Here is a 17265-nt window from a genome sequence, read left to right as displayed (position 1 = left end):
CCGGCACAGAGACAACGGGCACGGGCAACCGGCACAGAGACAAGAGGACTTCGGGTGAAACAGGTTGTGCAGAACTACAAGAGCGGCGAGCTGGCGCTGCTCGACGTGCCGGTGCCGGGCTGCAAGCCGGGCGGCGTACTGGTGCGGACCGCCTACTCGCTGATCTCCACCGGCACCGAGCTGATGAAGGTGTCCGAGGCCGGCATGTCGATGCTCGGCAAGGCCCGCTCCCGGCCGGACCAGGTGGCCAAGGTGGTGCAGAGCGTGGCCACCAACGGGGTGCCCGCCACCTACCGCAAGGTGATGGGCAAGCTGGACTCCTACACGCCGCTGGGCTACTCGCTGTGCGGGGTGGTCGAGCAGGTCGGCGCCGGGATCGACGACGTGAAGGCCGGCGACCTCGTGGCCTGCGCCGGCAACGAGCACGCGTTGCACGCCGAGTTGAACTGGGTGCCGAAGAACCTCTACGCCCCGGTGCCGGACGGTCTCGCACCGCGGGACGCGGCCTTCGGCACCGTCGGGTCGATCGCGTTGCAGGGTGTCCGCCAGGGCGAGTCGCGGCTCGGCGAAGTGGCCCTGGTCATCGGGCTCGGGCTGATCGGGCAGCTGGTGGTGCAGCTGCTCGCCGCCTCGGGCGTCCGGGTGGTCGGCGTCGACCCCGACGCGGAGCGCTGCGAGCTGGCCGAGCGGCTGGGTGCCGCGGCCTGCGGCGACCCCGCGTCCCCGGCCGTGGAGAGAGCCGTCGCCGAACTCACCGAGGGCCACGGCGTGGACCAGGTGTACCTGGCCGCCGGCGGCGGCAGCAATCAGCCCGTCGAGCTGGCCGCGCGGCTGTGCCGGGACCGCGGCCGCGTCGTCGACATCGGCAAGTGCCGTCTGGACCTGCCGTGGAACGCGTACTACGAGAAGGAACTCGACGTCCGGTTCTCCCGCTCCTACGGCCCCGGGCGCTACGACCCGGAGTACGAGCTGGAGGGGCGGGACTACCCGATCGGTTACGTGCGCTGGACCGAGCGCCGCAACCTGGCGTGCTTCCTCGATCTCGTCGCCCGGGGCCGCGTCGACGTGGAGCCCTTGATCTCCCACACGGCCGCCTTCGACGACGCAGTCGAGACGTACCGGCGCCTCAAGGACGGCGAGCTGAAGGCCGTGGCCGTGCTGTTCCGGTACCCGGAGCAGGCGGACGAGGCAGGGGCTTCGGCCGAGGCCCGGGCGGTGGCCGTGCCCGCGGTGCGGCGCGGTGGCGAGCCGCCGACCCCCGTCCGGGCCGCGAGGACGCCGGTGCGCCTGGCGTTCGTCGGCGCGGGGAACTACGCGAGCTCGATGCTGCTGCCGCATCTGGCACAGCGCGACGGCGTGGAGCTGTCGACGGTCGTCACCACCACGGCGCTGTCCGCGGCCAACGCGCAGCGCAAGTTCGGCTTCGCCGAGGCGACCACCGACCTCGACGCCGTGCTCGGCGACAAGTCCGTCGACGCGGTGTTCGTGGTCACCCGCCACAGCTCGCACGCCGAACTGACCCGGAAGGCGCTGCTGGCCGGCAAGGCCGTCTTCGTGGAGAAGCCGCTGGCGCTCACCGAGGAGGAGCTGACCGGCGTGCTCGCGGCGGTGGAGGAGTCCGGCAACGACCGGATCCAGGTGGGCTTCAACCGCCGGTTCGCGCCGCTGCTCCAGCAGGCCGGGCAGCGGCTGGGCGCCCGCACCGGGCCGGCGAGCCTGCGCTACCTGGTCAACGCGGGCCGCCTCGACCACGGCAGCTGGTACCTCCGGCAGGACACCGAGGGCTCGCGGTTCGCCGGTGAGGGCGGGCACTTCATCGACACGGCCAGCCGGCTGCTGGGCGCCGACCCGGTCTCGGTGTACGCCGTCGCCACGTCCGGCAACGAGGACCTTCAGGTCGTGCTGGGCTACCCGGACGGGTCCACCGCCACCATCAGCTACGTCACCTCCGGGGCGGCCGGCTTTCCCAAGGAGACGCTGGACCTGGTCGCGGACGGCAAGGTGCTGCAGCTCGACGATTTCGTCCGCACCTCCGTCTACGACGGCCGCAAGCGGTGGGTCAGTTCGCGGCTTCCCAAGGCCCGGGACAAGGGCCAGTCGGCCGAGCTGGCCGCGTTCGTCAGGGCCGTGCGCACCGGCGGCCCGATGCCGGTGCCGCTCACGTCGCTGGTCGCCACCACGGCGGCCACCCTCGCCGTGCGGGCCTCTCTCGCCTGCGGCGCTCCGGTGACCCTGGCGGAGGCGCGATGACGGTGAACTCAGGGAGTCCGGGCTGGTACCTGCGGCGGCTGTCCCGGATGGGGCCGAGTGAGGTCGGCGGACGGGTGGGCGACGCGGTGCGCAGGCGGCGGTGGCGGTCGGCGCGGCCGGTCGTCCCGAGCGTGACCGGCGCCCGGTTCACCGCCGTGCTGCCCGCCGGGACGATCGCCGCGGTGCCGCCGGACGCCGCGAAGCGTCTCGTCGCCGAGGCGGACCGCCTGATGGCCGGGCACGTCGAGTACTTCGGCGTGCTCCGCGACGATCTGGCCGACCCGGACTGGTGGTACGACCCGAAGACGGGCCGCCGGGCTCCCGAGGGTTACGCGTTCGACGTGCCGTACCGCGACGAGGACGTGGCCGGGGACATCAAGCAGATCTGGGAACCGTCCCGGCACCAGTACCTCACCGTGCTCGCCGCCGCCTACGCGGTCACCGGGAACGAGCGGTACGCCGAGCGGGTGGCCGAGCACCTGCGGTCGTGGTGGGCGTCCAACGCGCCGCTGCGCGGGGTGCACTGGGTCAGCGGCATCGAGCTGGGGATCCGGCTGCTGTCCTGGGTGTGGATCCGCCGGCTGCTCGACGGCTGGCCGGGCGCGGCCGCCCTGTTCGAGGACAACCCGGTGGCGCTGAAGCAGATCTGGCACCACCAGCGCTGGCTGGCCGCCTTCCCCAGCCGGGGCTCTTCGGCGAACAACCATGTCGTCGCCGAGGCCGCCGGACAGTTCGCCGCCGCCTGCGCCTTCGGGTGGTTTCCCTCGTCGGTGCGCTGGCGGGACGACGCGCTGCGGTCGCTGGAGCGGCACCTGCGCGGCAACACGTTCCCCTCCGGCCTCAACCGTGAGCTGGCCACCGACTACCACGGGCTCGTGCTGGAACTCGGCCTGGCGGCGGTGGCGGAGGCGGACGCCGCCGGCGTGCCGGTTCCCGCGACGGTCCGGCTGGTGCTGCTGCGGATGACCGACGCGCTCGCCGCCGTCGTGGACGGCCGGCTGCGGCCGCCGCGCCAGGGGGACGCGGACGACGGACACGGCCTGGTCGTGGACGGCGCGGGCACCGACCGCTGGGCCTCGCTGCTGGCCACCGGGGACGCCGTGTTCGGATCGCTTCCCTGGTGGCCGGGGGTGACCGGCACCGATGTGCGTACCCCGCTGCTGGCCGCGCTGATCCGGCCGTACGCGAAGGAGGGAGCCGCCCCGGCCGTGACGCGTCCGGCGAGCCGTCCGGCCCATTTCGCGGACGCGGGGCTCACCGTCCTGCGCGGTCCGGCGGGGATCTGGTGCCGCTGCGACGGTGGTCCGCACGGCTTCCTGTCCATCGCCGCGCACGCCCACGCGGACGCGCTGTCCGTGGAGGTGCGGCACGACGGGGTCGACGTGCTCGCCGACCCGGGGACGTTCTGCTACCACGGGCAGCCCGAGTGGCGGCGGTACTTCCGGTCGACCCTCGGCCACAACACCCTGGAGCTGGACGGCGCCGACCAGTCCGTATCCGGCGGCCCGTTCCTGTGGACGCGGCACGCCCGCAGCCGCGTCCTGGCGGTGGAGGCGTCCGACGAGGGCGTGTCGCGCTGGTGCGCCGAGCACGACGGGTACGGGCCCTCGGTGCACCGCCGCCGGGTGGAGCTGACGGCCGAGAGCCGTGAACTGCGGGTGGTGGACGAGGTGCGGGGCCCACGCCGGGCCGTGCGTCTGGCGTTCCACCTCGGCCCCGCGGTCGCGGCGGACCTGGTGGACAACCGGGCCGTGCTCACCTGGTCCCGGGACGGCGAGGAGCGCTCCGCGGTGCTCGACCTGCCCGGCGAGCTGTCCTGGCGGGCGCACCGCGGGGAGAGCGACCCGCCGCTGGGCTGGTACTCCCCCGGCTTCGGGCGCAAGGAGCCCGCCACCACGCTGGTCGGCACCGGCTTCACCGACGGCGCGCAGGGGTTCACGACCGTACTCGGATTCGGCGACTAGGAAGAGGAAGGGGGGACGCATGGGGATCACGTGGCGGGGCCGGGCACTGCCGGCCGCGGCGCCGCTGGTGCTGGCACTGACACTGCTGGCGACCGGCTGCGACGGCACACCGGACGACCCGGCGCCGAAGCCGTCCGCGTCGTCCTCCTCGTCGGGTGCGAGGCCCGTGGCCCGGGTCTGCGCGAAGCCCGCCGCCGGGCCGGCCGAGGCGCCCGAGGGAGCGGTGACCGTCGACCCGGGGGTCGTCGGCGACCTGGCGGCCAAGACCCGGAACAGCCCCGCGCACACCACCTTCTGGCTCCGGCCGGGCAAGCACCGGCTGGAGTCCGACCGCTACTCCCAGGTCGCCCCCAAGGAGGGGAACCGGTACATCGGCGCGCCGGGAGCGGTGCTCGACGGGCACAAGACCAACCAGTACGCGTTCGGCGGGACGGCACGCGACGTCACCATCAGCCATCTCACGGTGCAGGGTTTCGCCGCGCCGCACGACGAGGGCGTGGTCAACCACGACTCGGCCGACGGGTGGGTGATCGAGCACGCCACGATCCAGTACAACTCGGGCGCCGGACTGATGGCCGGCGACCGCCAGGAGGTCCGCGCCAGTTGTCTGCGCGGCAACGGCCAGTACGGCATGAACGCGTACAAGGGCGACGGCATCATCAACGACCTGGTGGTCGAGGGCAACGAGATCGTGGGGAACAACACCGGCGACTGGGAGCGGAAGCGGCCGGGCTGCGGCTGCACCGGAGGTGTCAAGTTCTGGGCCGTCCAGGGTGCCGACGTGCGCGGCAACTGGGTGCACGACAACCGCGGGACCGGACTGTGGGCGGACACCAACAACAACGACTTCCTCATCGAGGACAACGTGCTGGAGTCCAACGACGGTGCCGCGCTGATCTACGAGACCAGCTACAACGCGGTCGTCCGGGAGAACACGATCCGGCGCAACAACTGGGTCGAGGGCCGCGAGAACACCGACGGCGGCGACAACTTCCCGTTCGCGACCGTCTACATCTCCGAGTCCGGCGGCGAACCGCGCGTCGAAGCCCGCACGGACAAGATCGAGATCTACCGGAACGTACTGGAGGACAACTGGTCCGGGATCACCCTGTGGGAGAACGCCGACCGGTTCTGCAACAGCCCGGCCAACACCTCGTCCGGTGACTGCACGTTGCTGGTGGAGAACACCGACCGCTGCGCACGCCCGGCCATCGCTGAGGCACCTCTGTACGCCGACTGCCGGTGGAAGACCCAGCGGGTGGACATCCACGACAACCGCTTCGTGCTGGACAAGTCGGTCGTCGAGTGCACGGTCAACTGCGACCGCATGGCACTGCTGGCCAACTACGGCACTTATCCGGACTGGTCCCCCTACCAGGGCGAGCGGGTGGCGGAGGCCGTCACCCACCTCCAGCACAACCGCTGGCACGACAACGTCTACGTCGGACCGTGGCAGTTCGTCGCCCACGACCCGAGCCGGGTCCTCGACTTCGAGGAGTGGCGGAGCGCGCCCTACCGGCAGGACGCGGGCAGCACCTTCCGCACGCGGGGAGGGGGTTGAGATGGAAGCGGACCGCACGCCCAAGCTGGTCGGGACGGTCTGGGGGCTGCTGGTCCTCAACACGCTCGGTTCCACGGGGGCGGAGACCATCGTCCCGCTGCCCCGCTCGCTGATCCAGATGGTCACCATGGGCGCGCTGGCCGTCGCGTTCACGCTGGCGCTCGCGCTCAATCTCCGCCTGCGCGTGCGCCCCAGCGCCTACCTGCTCCTGCTCACCCTGCTGCTGGTGCCGAGCGTGATCTCCAGCGCGGGCCTGGAGTCGGGGTTCGGCGCGCTGTTCCGCTGTGCCCGGCTGGCTCTCTTCGTCGGCACCCTGTGGCTGCTCAGCCGCTGGTGGGACGGCAGCACGACGTTCGTACGGCAGCACATCCGGATGTACTTCGTGGTCCTGTGCTCGGTGGCCGCCGGTGCGCTCGTCTCTCCGGGCGCGGCCCTGCCCGACCTCTACGGCGGGCGGCTGGTCGGCGCGTTGTGGCCGCTCACCCCGCCGCAGATCGGGCAGTACGCCGCGGTGATCATCGGACTGTCCGTGCTGCTCCTTCTCAGCCACCGGACCGACCGGCGCAGCGCGGCCATGGTGATCGTGCCCTCGCTCGTCCTGCTGTTGCTGACCCATACCCGTACGGCCACGCTCGGCCTGCTCGTCGGTCTGGCGCTCGCGATCGGCTCGCTCACCCTGACCAGTGCCGCCGCCCGCCGGTTCTTCTCCTGGGCGGTGCTGTGCGCCGCGGTGGCCGCGGTGGTGTTCGCCTCCGCGCTGCAGGCGTGGTTCCTGCGGGGGCAGAGCGAGGAGAACTTCAGCAATCTCACCGGCCGGGCCAAGGTCTGGGACGCTCTGCTGGCGGCGCCCCGGACGACCGGGGAGAAGGTGTTCGGCATGGGCCTGGGCGACAAGTCGTTCGACGGGCTGCCGATCGACAACAGCTGGCTGGCCGTCTACCACGAGCAGGGACTGATCGGCGTCGCCCTGGTGGTGGCGGTCTTCGTCGTGTTGGGCGGGGTCGCGCTGCTGCGGCCGCCGTCCCCGGCAAGGGCCTGCGCGATCTTCCTGATCAGCTACTGCGCACTGGCGTCGTACACCGAGGCGGGTCTCGGCGACGCCTCGCCGTATCTGCTGCATCTGGCCGTGGCCGCCTCCCTGCTGGCGGAACCGGCCGCGGCCACGCCCCTGTCGACGCCCGAACCCCCTCGACGCCGCGTCCCGCGCTGGGCCCGCACCTCGGAGGTGACCTGAGCATGCACGTCCTCGTGGTGCACAACCGCTACAACTCGGCGCAGCCGAGCGGCGAGAACAACGTCGTCGACCAGGAGGTGGAGCTGCTGCGCACGGCCGGCCACCGGGTCGGGGTGTTCGAGCGGCGCAGCGACGACATCGCCGGCCGGTCCCTGCTCGGCAAGGTCGCGGTGCCGCTCATGGTGCCGTGGAATCCGGCGGTCCGCACGGAGCTCGCCGCCCGGCTGCGGGCCGAGCGGCCGGACGTGGTGCACGTCCACAACGTCTTCCCGCTGCTGTCGCCCGCGGTGCTGGCCGCCTGCGCCGACGCGGGGGTGCCCGCCGTCGCCACGCTGCACAACTACACGCAGGTCTGCCCGCCCGGCACGCTGCAGCGCGACGGCCGGCCGTGTACCGAGTGCGTCGGGTCGGGGCCGCTGCCCGCCGTCCGGCACGGCTGCTACCGCGGTTCCCGGCTGGCGACGGTGCCGCTCGCGGTCAGCCTGTCGGTCAACCGGCGGCGCTGGTGGTCCGGTGTGGAGCGGTTCTTCTGCATCTCCGCGGCGCAGCGCGACGTCCTGGTGCGGGCGGGCATGCCGGCCGAACGACTGGCGGTGAAGCACAACTTCGTGCCCGACCCGGACGCCCGCCGTTCGGGCACCGGCGAGCACCTGCTGTATCTCGGCCGGCTCGCGGAGGCCAAGGGCGTACGGCTGCTGATGGCCGCGTGGGACGAGATCGCCGCGGCCGGCGGTGTGGGTGTCCCGCTCGTCATCGCCGGCACGGGGCCGCTGGAGCGCGAGGTGACCGCCTGGGCGGCGGGCCGGGACGACGTGCGCTGCGTCGGCCTGTACGACCCGGAGCGGTGCCGTCGGGCGATCGCCCGGTCGGTGGCCGTGGTGGCTCCCTCGACGTGGCTGGAGGCGTTCGGTCTGGTGGTGGTGGAGGCGATGGCGGCGGGGGTCCCGACCGTCGCCGCCGGACACGGCGCCTTCGTCGAGCTCGTCGAGGACGGGGTGACCGGGTTGCTGCACCGGCCGGGCGAGCCCGCCTCGCTCGCGTCGTGCCTGCGCCGGATCACGGCCGAGCCGGGCCGGAACCAGGAGATGGGCCGGGCGGCCCGGCGCCGTTACGAACAGGGCTTCAGCCCGGCCGTCGGGCTGGAGCGCCTGCTGAAGGGGTACCGCACCGCGATCGCGGGGCGGTCAGCACTGGCTCGCGGCGGGGACACCCCCGCGGGCAGGGGGAATGGGGGCAGTAGATGACACGATGCCGACTCTGCGGCTCGGCGGCGATGGAAAGCGTCGTCGATCTGGGAGCGACCCCTCCGTGCGAGAGTTTTCTCGCCGCGGACCAACTGGACCGGCCGGAGCCGACGTACCCGCTGCACCTGCGGGTCTGCACCGACTGCTGGCTCGCGCAGATCCCGGCGCTGATCACGCCGGAGGAGACGTTCACGCAGTACGCGTACTTCTCCTCCTACTCGACCTCCTGGGTGGAGCACGCGCGGACGTTCGTCGCCGGCGCCGTCGATCGGCTGGGGCTGGGTCCGGACGCCTTCGTGGTCGAGGTCGCGAGCAACGACGGGTACCTGCTGCGGCACATGGTGGACCGCGGGATCCGCTGCCTCGGCATCGAGCCGTCGGTGAACGTCGGCGCGGCGGCGCGGGATGCGGGCGTGCCCACGCTCACGGAGTTCCTGAGCCCGGACACCGGCGCGGGCGTCCGCGCCGAGCACGGCCCGGCGGACCTGGTCGTGGCCAACAACGTGTACGCGCACATCCCCGACGTGGTCGGCTTCACGCAGGGGCTGCGTGCCCTGGTCGCCGACGACGGCTGGGTCTCCGTCGAGGTGCAGCACCTGCTGACGCTGATCGAGGAGAACCAGTACGACACGATCTACCACGAGCACTTCCAGTACTACACGGTCGCCTCCGCGATCCGGGCGCTGGCGAGCGGCGGACTCGCACTCGTGGACGTCGAGTTGCTGCCCACGCACGGCGGTTCCATCCGGCTGTGGGCCCGGCCGGCCGAGGTGGCCGGTGAGCCGAGCGGGCGGGTGGCCGACGTACTGGACCGGGAGAAGGCGGCCGGGCTGCGGGAGCTGTCCGGGTACACCGAGTTCTCCGCCCGGGTGGCCAAGGTGCGCCGGGACCTGCTGCGGTTCCTCATCGAGGCGGCCGAGCGGGGCGAGACGGTGGTCGGCTACGGCGCCCCGGGCAAGGGCAACACCCTGCTCAACCACTGCGGCATCCGGCCCGACCTGCTGTCGTACACGGTCGACCGCAACCCGTACAAGCACGGCAGGTTCACTCCGGGCACCCGTATCCCGATCCTGTCGCCCGAGCGGATAGCCGCCGACCGGCCGGACTACGTCCTGGTCCTGCCGTGGAACCTGCGGGCCGAGCTGGTCGAGCAGCTCTCCTTCGTGCACGAGTGGGGCGGCCGGCTGGTCTTCCCCATCCCGGAACTGAGCATCGTCGAGGCCGCGTCTCGAAAGGTCACAGCATGAAGGTCGTACTGTTCTGCGGCGGTTACGGGATGCGGATGCGCGAGGGCGCGTCCGACGACGTGCCCAAGCCGATGGCGATGGTCGGTCCGCGGCCGCTGATCTGGCACGTCATGCGCTACTACGCGCACTTCGGGCACAAGGAGTTCATCCTGTGCCTCGGGTACGGCGCCCACCACATCAAGGACTTCTTCCTCCACTACGAGGAGACGACGTCCAACGACTTCGTGCTGCGGGACGGGCGCACCGAGCTGCTGTCCACGGACATAGCCGACTGGACGATCACGTTCGCGCAGACCGGGATCGAGTCGCCGATCGGGGAGCGCCTGCGCCGGGTGCGACACCATCTGGACGGCGACGAGATGTTCCTCGCCAACTACGCCGACGTGCTCACCGACGCGCCGCTGCCGCGGATGATCGACTCCTTCGCCCGGCGGGATGCCGGTGCGTCGATGATGGTGGTGCCGCCGCAGTCCTCGTTCCACTGCGTGGACCTCGGTGAGGACGGTCTGGTGGGCGGCATCACGCCCGTGAGCGACCTGCCGCTGTGGGAGAACGGCGGCTACTTCGTGCTCCGTCAGGAGGTCTTCGACCACATCCCGGAGAACGGGGACCTGGTGGCCGACGGATGCACCCAACTGGCCAAGCGCGGCCGGCTGGTGGCGCATCAGCACCGCGGCTTCTGGAAGCCGACCGACACCGTGAAGGAGCGGGCCGCGCTCGACGCCGCCTACACCCGGGGCGAACGCCCGTGGGCCGTGTGGGAACGCGACGACGCTGCGGCGCGTGGCGGGGTGAGGTCCGCGTGATCCGGCTCGGCGCCGGACGCCCGGACCGGGTCGTCGCGGTGGGCGCGCACTGCGACGACATCGCCATCGGCGCCGGCGGCACCCTGCTGACGCTGTGTCTGGCCCGGCCGGGTTTCCGCGTCGACGCGCTGGTGCTCTCCGGCGGTGGCGGCGAACGGGAGCAGGAGGAGCGGGCGGCGCTCGCCGCCTTCTGCCCGGGCGCCGACCTGCGGCTGACCGTGCTCAAGCTGCCGGACGGCCGCATGCCGGCGCACTGGGAGGAGGCCAAGGCCGCGGTCGAGGAGCTGCGCGAGCGGACGGAGCCGGATCTCGTGCTGGCGCCGCGCACCGACGACGCGCACCAGGACCACCGCGGCCTGGCGAAGCTGATGACCACCGCGTTCCGCGACCATCTCGTGCTCCGCTACGAGATCGTCAAGTGGGACGGCGATCTGGGCCGCCCGTCGGCGTACCAGCCGTTGACGCCGGAGATCGCCGAACAGAAGGTGCGGCTGCTGCAGGAGCACTATCCCTCGCAGCGGCACCGGCCCTGGTACGACCGGGAGGCCTTCCTCGGTCTCGCCCGGATCCGCGGCATCGAATGCCACGCCCGCTACGCCGAGGCGTTCGACGTCGCCAAACTCACTCTCAACCTGGGGGGTTGAACCTTGCGCGTACTGCTCACCGGACACCAGGGCTACCTGGGCACCGTGATGGCCCCGGTCCTCACGGCCGCCGGACACGAGGTCGTCGGCCTCGACGCCGGCCTGTTCGCCGACTGCGTCCTGGGCCCGGCGCCCGACGACCCGCCCGGACAGCGGGTCGACCTGCGCGACGTCACGGCCGAGCACGTGGCCCGCGTGGACGCGGTGATCCACCTGGCCGCGCTCTCCAACGACCCGCTGGGCTCGCTGGCGCCGGAGCTGACCTACGACATCAACCACCACGCGTCGGTGCGGCTGGCCCGGCTGGCCCGCGACGCGGGGGTGCAGCGCTTCCTGTACGCGTCGACGTGCTCGGTCTACGGCGCCGCGGGCGGCGGCGAGCTGGTGACCGAGGACGCGCCGCTGCGGCCGGTGACGCCGTACGCGGAGTCCAAGGTGCGGGTGGAGGACGACCTGCACGCGCTGTCGGACGGCGACTTCAGCCCGGTGTACATGCGCAACGCGACCGCCTTCGGTTACTCGCCCCGGCTGCGCGCCGACATCGTGCTGAACAACCTGGTGGGCCACGCCCTGTTGTCCGGTGAGGTGCTCGTGCTCTCCGACGGCACCCCGTGGCGGCCCCTGGTGCACGCCGCCGACATCGCGCGGGCGTTCGCCGCCGCGCTGGTGGCGCCGCGGGAGGCGGTGCACGACCGGGCGTTCAACATCGGCAGCGAGGTCAACAACGTCACGGTCGCCGAGATCGCCGAGGAGGTGGCCGCGGCGGTGTCCGGTTCGAAGGTGGTGATCACCGGGGAGACGGGCGCCGATCCGCGCTCGTACCGGGTGGACTTCTCCCGGTTCCGTGCCGCGATCCCCGGCTTCGACTGCGAGTGGACGGTGAAGCAGGGCGCGCTCGAACTCGCCGACGCCTACCGCGAGCACGGGCTGACCCGGGAGGACTTCGAGCGGCGCTTCACCCGCCTCGCGGTGCTGCGCGAGGCCTCCGAGACCGGCGCCGTCGACGACACCCTGCGGTGGCGCCGATGACCCAGACCGGAGAGGAGATGTACGCGCTGGTGGAGCGGCTCTATCCGCTGTGCCGGAGCATCACGGGCGACGGTGTGCGCGCCACCCTGCGGATCGTCGACGAGTACATCCCTCTGCACGTGCACGAGGTACCGACCGGGACGCAGGTGCTGGACTGGACGGTGCCGCAGGAGTGGAACATCCGGGACGCGTACGTCGCCGACGCCGACGGCCGCCGGGTCGTCGACTTCGCCGCGTCGAGCCTCCATGTGCTCGGCTACAGCGTGCCGGTGTCGGCGACCATGCCGCTGGCCGAGCTCCGTCCGCACCTGCACACCCTGCCGGACCAGCCGTCCCTGGTGCCGTACCGCACGAGCTACTACAAGGCGGAGTGGGGGTTCTGCCTGGCTCAGCAGACCCTGGACGCGCTGCCCGAGGGCGAGTACGAGGTCCGCATCGACTCGACCCTGGCGGACGGCCACCTCACCTACGCCGAGCACGTGGTCCCGGGGCAGGTGCCCGACGAGGTGATCGTCTCCTGCCACGTCTGCCACCCGTCGCTGGCCAACGACAACCTGGCCGGCATCGCGGTGGCGACGTTCCTGGCCCGGGAGCTGGCGGAGCGGAACCCGTACTACACCTACCGGTTCGTCTTCGCGCCCGGCACCATCGGGGCGATCACCTGGCTGGCCCGCAACAGGGAGCGGGTGGAGCGGGTCAAACACGGTCTCGTGCTGGCCTGCGCGGGTGACCCGGGGCAACTGACGTACAAGCAGAGCAGGCGCGGCGACGCGGAGATCGACCGGGTGCTGCGGCACGTGCTGTCCACCTCCGAACGACCGCACCGGGTCACGGAGTTCACGCCGTACGGCTACGACGAACGGCAGTACTGCTCGCCCGGGTTCGACCTCGGCGTGGGCTCGCTCACCCGGACCCCGTACGCGGGCTACCCCGAGTACCACACGTCGGCGGACAATCTGGACTTCGTCTCCCCGGCGGCGATGGCGGACACGCTCGCGGTCTGCCGCGAGGCGTTCGCGGTCCTCGACCGCAACCGGCGGTACGTCAACCTCAGTCCGTACGGGGAGCCGCAGTTGGGGCGGCGCGGGCTGTACGACTCGCTCGGCGGCCGCAGCGACGCGAAGCAGGCCCAGATGGCCATGCTCTGGGTGCTCAACCTCTCCGACGGCGAGCACAGCCTGCTCGACGTCGCCCAGCGGTCCGGGCTGCCGTTCGAGACCGTCGCCGTCGCCGCCGACGCCCTGCACGGCGCCGGACTGATCAAGGCATGACGCCGATGACCGTCGAGGGGGAGAAGACGACGACACCGGCGGAGCCCGCGCGGCGGGGCGTCGTCGGCAGGCTGTCCTGGGGGCTGGCCGACCAGGCGGCCTCCAGCCTGTCCAACTTCGTGGTGGGCATCTACGTGGCACGCTCGCTGGGGCTGACCGCGTTCGGCGTGTTCAGCCTGGCCTGGGTGACCTACGGCGTGGTCCTCAACGTCTCCCGCGGGCTGGCCACCGACCCGCTCGTGGTGCGCTTCAGCGGCGTGCCGGAATCGTCCTGGCGCGGGGCGGTGGCCCGGTCGTCGGGTTCCGCGCTCCTGGTCGGCGCCGGTATCGGAACGGTGTGTCTGGTCTCCGGGCTGGGCATCGGCGGCCAGGTGGGAGCCGCGTTCGCCGCTCTCGGCGTCGTACTGCCGGGACTGCTGCTCCAGGACGCCTGGCGGTACTCGTTCTTCGCCGCCGGCGTCGGCCGGAAGGCGTTCGTCAACGACGTCGTGTGGGCCGTCGCGCTCGTCCCGGCCATGGTGGTGGCGGCCCGCGTGGGCAGTGTGCCGGCCTTCCTCCTCGCCTGGGGCGGGTCGGCCGCGGTGGCCGCGGCGTACGGCTGGTTCCAGTCCGGCATCCGGCCGAGACCGGCCGGAGCGCGCGAGTGGCACCGCGACCACCGCGACCTCGGCTACCGGTACCTGGTCGAGAACGTCGGTGTCAGCGGCGCGGGTCAGGTGCGGGCGTACGGGCTCGGCGCGATCGTCGGGGTCGGCGCGGTGGGTGTGATCCGGGGCGCGGAACTCCTGCTCGGCCCGTTCCTCGCGGTGCTGATGGGGCTGTCGCTGGTCACCGTGGCGGAGTCGGCGCGGGTGCTGCGGCAGGCCCCGGAGCGGCTCGGGAAGTTCTGTTTCCTGCTCGGCGGCGGGCAGGCCGTCGCCGCGCTGCTGTGGGGCACGGCGCTGCTGCTGGTGCCGGACCGGCTCGGCGAGCTCGTTCTCGGTGACGTCTGGAGCTCTTCCTCGGAACTCATCGTGCCGGTCACGCTCGGTGTCGCGGGCGCCGGGCTCGGCACCGGCGCGGCGGCCGGGCTGCGGGCGCTCGCCGCGGCCCGGCGCAGTCTGCGCTGCCAGTTGTTCGCCTCCGCCTGCTATGTCACCGGCGGGCTCGGCGGAGCGGTCGCGGGCGGCACGGTCGGTTCCGCCTGGGGCGCCGCGGCCGCGTCCGTCTGCGGTTCGGCCGTGTGGTGGCTGCAGCTGCGGGCCGCCCTGCGCGAGCGCCACCACCCTTCCATTCCCGAAGTGAGGACCACATGACCGCCCACCCCCGGCTGAGCATCGGCCTTCCCGTCTACAACGGCGAGGAGTACCTGGCCGAGTCGCTGGACGCCCTCCTCGGGCAGACTTACGAGGACTTCGAGCTGGTGATCTCCGACAACGCGTCGACCGACGGCACCCAGGACATCTGCCGCCGGTACGCCGCGCTGGACTCCCGCATCCGCTACATCCGGCTGCCCCGGAACATCGGTGCCGCCCCGAACCACAACTACGTGTTCACCGAGTGCCGCGGCGAGCTGTTCAAGTGGGCCTCGCACGACGACCTCTACGCCCGGGACCTGCTGCGCAGCTGCGTCCAAGCGCTGGACGAGCGGCCGGACGTGGTCCTGGCGCACAGCGGCCAGGCGGTCATCGACGGCGACGGCAAGGTGAAGGTCCCCTACGAGTACGGGCTCGCCACCGACTCGCCGCACGCTCCGGAGCGCTTCCGCAGCCTGCTGTTCGAGCCCGGCGGTGACGACTTCTACGGGGTGATGCGGGCCGACATGCTGCGCCGCGTGAAGCCGCACGACAGCTACCACCACGCGGACCGGACGTTCGTCGCCGAGATCACCCTGCACGGGCCCTTCCACCAGGTGCCGGAGCTGCTGTACTTCCGCCGCGACCACCCCACCCGTGCCGAACGGGCGAACCCCTCCAAGCGCTCGCGGTGCGTCAACCTCGACCCGCGCCGGGCGGGCCCGCTGCACCCGACGCCCCGCCTGCTCGCCGAGTACGTCTGGGGCTTCGTCTCCGCGATCGGGCGGGCGCCGTTGTCCTCGGCCGACCGGCGGGCGTGCCACCGCCATCTGGCCGCGTGGATGACCAGCCGCATCCGGCCCGGCGCCGGCGAGCGGGTCGAGGACCGCACCCCCGCCGGCCCGGGCCGGCTCACCGTCTCCGTCGACGCCCTCGTCGCCGGCCGCGAGAAGAGGCAGGCATGACACTCAGCGAAACGCCGGTGCGCATCGGCTTGTTCGGCCTGCTCGGCTCCGGCAACAGCGGCAACGACGGGTCGCTGGAGGCCGTGCTCGACCACCTCCGCGCCGCGCGTCCCGGCGCGGTCGTGGACGCGATGTGCGGCGGGCCCGAGATCGTCGCGACCCGGTACGGCATCCCCGCGACGCGGCTGAACTGGTACCGCGGTGAGTACCGGACCGCGTCCCGGGTGAGCGCGATCGCGGCCAAGGGTCTGGGCAAACTCGTCGACGTCGTCCGCACCGCCGCCTGGGTGCGCCGGCACGACGCGGTGATCGTGCCGGGTACGGGCGTCCTGGAGACCACGCTGCCGCTGCGGCCGTGGGGCTTCCCGTACTCGCTGTTCCTGCTCTGCGCGACGGGCCGGCTCTTCGGCACCCGGGTCGCGCTGGTCAGTGTCGGCGCCGGCCCGATCGGCAACCGGCCGACCCGGGCCCTGACCCGCTGGTCGACGCGGCTGGCGGCGTACCGGTCGTACCGGGACACCCAGTCGCGCGACGCGATGCGGGCGATGGGCGTGAACACCGCGCGGGACGAGGTCTACGCGGACCTCGTGTTCGCCCTGCCGGCGCCGTCGGCGAACGAACCCGCGGACACGCCGGGCCCGGTCTGCGTCGGCGTCATGGACTTCCACGGGAACAACGACGAACGCGACCGGGCCGAGGAGATCCACCGGCGCTACCTCGACGGGACGACGCGGTTCGTCCGCGCGCTGGTCGAGGAGGGGAGGCCGGTCCGGCTGCTCACCGGCGACGAGCTCGACCGGCCGGTGGCCGCCGCGATCGTCGACGCGGTGGGCTCACCGCTGGTCACCGTCGCCGAGGCGGCCTCGCTGGCCGACCTGATGAAGGAGACGGCGTGTGCCGACAGCGTGGTGGCGACCCGCTACCACAACATCGTCTGCGCACTGAAGGTCGGCACACCGACGCTCGCCCTGAGCTACTCGGTGAAGAGCGACGTACTCATGGCCGAGATGGGCATGGGTGCATACTGCCACCCGGCCCGCGAGGCCGACGCCGACCGGTTGCTCGAACAGTTCCGCGAGCTCGAGCGGAACGCGGCTCGGCTGCGGCGGACCCTCTTCGAGCGGAACCTGGCCGTCGCCCGGCGCGTCGAGCAGCAGTTCACCGACCTGGCCGCGGCGCTGTTCCCGGCGACCGACCCCACCCACGCCCTGCGGGAGACACCATGAAGGCGACCGAAGTTCCCCGGATCGCCGGCGCGTACCTGTTCGAGCCGACGCCGCACGCCGACGAGCGCGGCTTCTTCTGCCGCACCTTCGACGCCGACGTGGTCCGCTCGGTGGGCCTCGACCCGGCCGCGTTCGTCCAGGACAGCGTGTCCCGCTCGGTCCGGGGTGTGCTGCGCGGCCTGCACCTGCGCTCCGGCGCGGGCGAGGCAAAGCTGGTGCGGTGCTCGTACGGCAGGATCTTCGACGTCGTCGTGGATCTGCGGCCGGACTCGCCGACGTACCTGGGCAGGGCCTTCTTCGAGCTGTCCGGCGAGACGCAGGCGACCCTGTACATCCCGGCGGGATGCGCGCACGGCTTCCAGTCGCTGACGGACACCTCCGACGTCTCGTACCGGATCGACCGCCCGCACGACCCCGCCGAGGACGTGACGATCGCCTTCGACGACCCGGAACTCGCCATCGACTGGCCGCTGCCGGTCACCTCGATGTCCGAGCGGGACCGGCGGGCACCGAGCCTCGCCGAGGTCCTGAAGCACAGGGAAGGGTGAAG

General features: G+C 72.4%; 14 protein-coding genes. All 14 read left to right on the top strand.

The window, feature by feature from the left end; genetic code table 11:
- The first annotated feature begins 54 nt into the window (after positions 1-54).
- Genes ABS735_RS17035 through rfbC form a run of 14 tightly spaced genes read left to right on the top strand, consistent with a single transcriptional unit; the run spans position 55 to position 17263 of the window.
- Complete coding sequence (locus ABS735_RS17035) at positions 55-2250, top strand: bi-domain-containing oxidoreductase (RefSeq protein WP_373905319.1); 2196 nt, start codon at positions 55-57, stop codon at positions 2248-2250.
- Positions 2247-4214 carry an alginate lyase family protein gene (locus ABS735_RS17030; protein ID WP_373905320.1) on the top strand — a complete coding sequence of 656 codons (1968 nt, stop codon included), beginning with the start codon at positions 2247-2249 and terminating at the stop codon, positions 4212-4214. The genes ABS735_RS17035 and ABS735_RS17030 overlap by 4 nt, the downstream gene beginning before the upstream one ends.
- 19 nt (positions 4215-4233) lie before the next feature.
- Positions 4234-5775, top strand: coding sequence for a right-handed parallel beta-helix repeat-containing protein (locus tag ABS735_RS17025; RefSeq protein ID WP_373905322.1), 1542 nt, complete (start codon positions 4234-4236; stop codon positions 5773-5775).
- Position 5776: 1 nt separating this feature from the next.
- Complete coding sequence (locus ABS735_RS17020) at positions 5777-7009, top strand: O-antigen ligase domain-containing protein (RefSeq protein ID WP_373905323.1); 1233 nt, start codon at positions 5777-5779, stop codon at positions 7007-7009.
- A 2-nt stretch (positions 7010-7011) separates the two neighbouring features.
- Entirely contained in the window at positions 7012-8253 is a 1242-nt protein-coding gene (locus ABS735_RS17015; RefSeq protein ID WP_373905324.1) for a glycosyltransferase, read from the top strand.
- Positions 8250-9500, top strand: coding sequence for a class I SAM-dependent methyltransferase (locus tag ABS735_RS17010; RefSeq protein WP_373905325.1), 1251 nt, complete (start codon positions 8250-8252; stop codon positions 9498-9500). Before ABS735_RS17015 ends, ABS735_RS17010 begins: the two co-directional genes overlap by 4 nt.
- The gene (locus ABS735_RS17005; RefSeq protein WP_373905326.1) at positions 9497-10306 is read left to right on the top strand and encodes a glycosyltransferase family protein; all 810 of its coding nucleotides are present in this window, start codon (positions 9497-9499) and stop codon (positions 10304-10306) included. The genes ABS735_RS17010 and ABS735_RS17005 overlap by 4 nt, the downstream gene beginning before the upstream one ends.
- Positions 10303-10950 carry a PIG-L deacetylase family protein gene (locus ABS735_RS17000; RefSeq protein WP_373905327.1) on the top strand — a complete coding sequence of 216 codons (648 nt, stop codon included), beginning with the start codon at positions 10303-10305 and terminating at the stop codon, positions 10948-10950. The genes ABS735_RS17005 and ABS735_RS17000 overlap by 4 nt, the downstream gene beginning before the upstream one ends.
- 3 nt (positions 10951-10953) lie before the next feature.
- Positions 10954-11979: an NAD-dependent epimerase/dehydratase family protein gene (locus ABS735_RS16995; protein ID WP_373905328.1), complete on the top strand. Its 1026-nt coding sequence runs from the start codon at positions 10954-10956 to the stop codon at positions 11977-11979.
- Positions 11967-13250, top strand: a complete 1284-nt coding sequence (locus ABS735_RS16990; RefSeq protein ID WP_373905329.1) for a DUF4910 domain-containing protein — start codon at positions 11967-11969, stop codon at positions 13248-13250. Before ABS735_RS16995 ends, ABS735_RS16990 begins: the two co-directional genes overlap by 13 nt.
- A 5-nt stretch (positions 13251-13255) precedes the next feature.
- Entirely contained in the window at positions 13256-14545 is a 1290-nt protein-coding gene (locus ABS735_RS16985) for an MATE family efflux transporter (RefSeq protein ID WP_373905330.1), read from the top strand.
- Positions 14542-15489, top strand: a complete 948-nt coding sequence (locus ABS735_RS16980; RefSeq protein ID WP_373905331.1) for a glycosyltransferase family 2 protein — start codon at positions 14542-14544, stop codon at positions 15487-15489. The genes ABS735_RS16985 and ABS735_RS16980 overlap by 4 nt, the downstream gene beginning before the upstream one ends.
- Positions 15486-16715, top strand: a complete 1230-nt coding sequence (locus tag ABS735_RS16975) for a polysaccharide pyruvyl transferase family protein (RefSeq protein ID WP_373905332.1) — start codon at positions 15486-15488, stop codon at positions 16713-16715. Before ABS735_RS16980 ends, ABS735_RS16975 begins: the two co-directional genes overlap by 4 nt.
- Positions 16712-17263, top strand: a complete 552-nt coding sequence (gene rfbC / locus ABS735_RS16970; RefSeq protein ID WP_373905333.1) for a dTDP-4-dehydrorhamnose 3,5-epimerase — start codon at positions 16712-16714, stop codon at positions 17261-17263. Before ABS735_RS16975 ends, rfbC begins: the two co-directional genes overlap by 4 nt.
- The last annotated feature ends 2 nt before the right edge of the window (positions 17264-17265 follow it).

The organism is Streptomyces sp. MMCC 100, assembly GCF_041538145.2.
Taxonomy (GTDB): domain Bacteria; phylum Actinomycetota; class Actinomycetes; order Streptomycetales; family Streptomycetaceae; genus Streptomyces.
The sequence above is the reverse complement of the archived record's forward strand: the minus strand, read 5'-3'. Positions and strand labels throughout refer to the sequence as shown.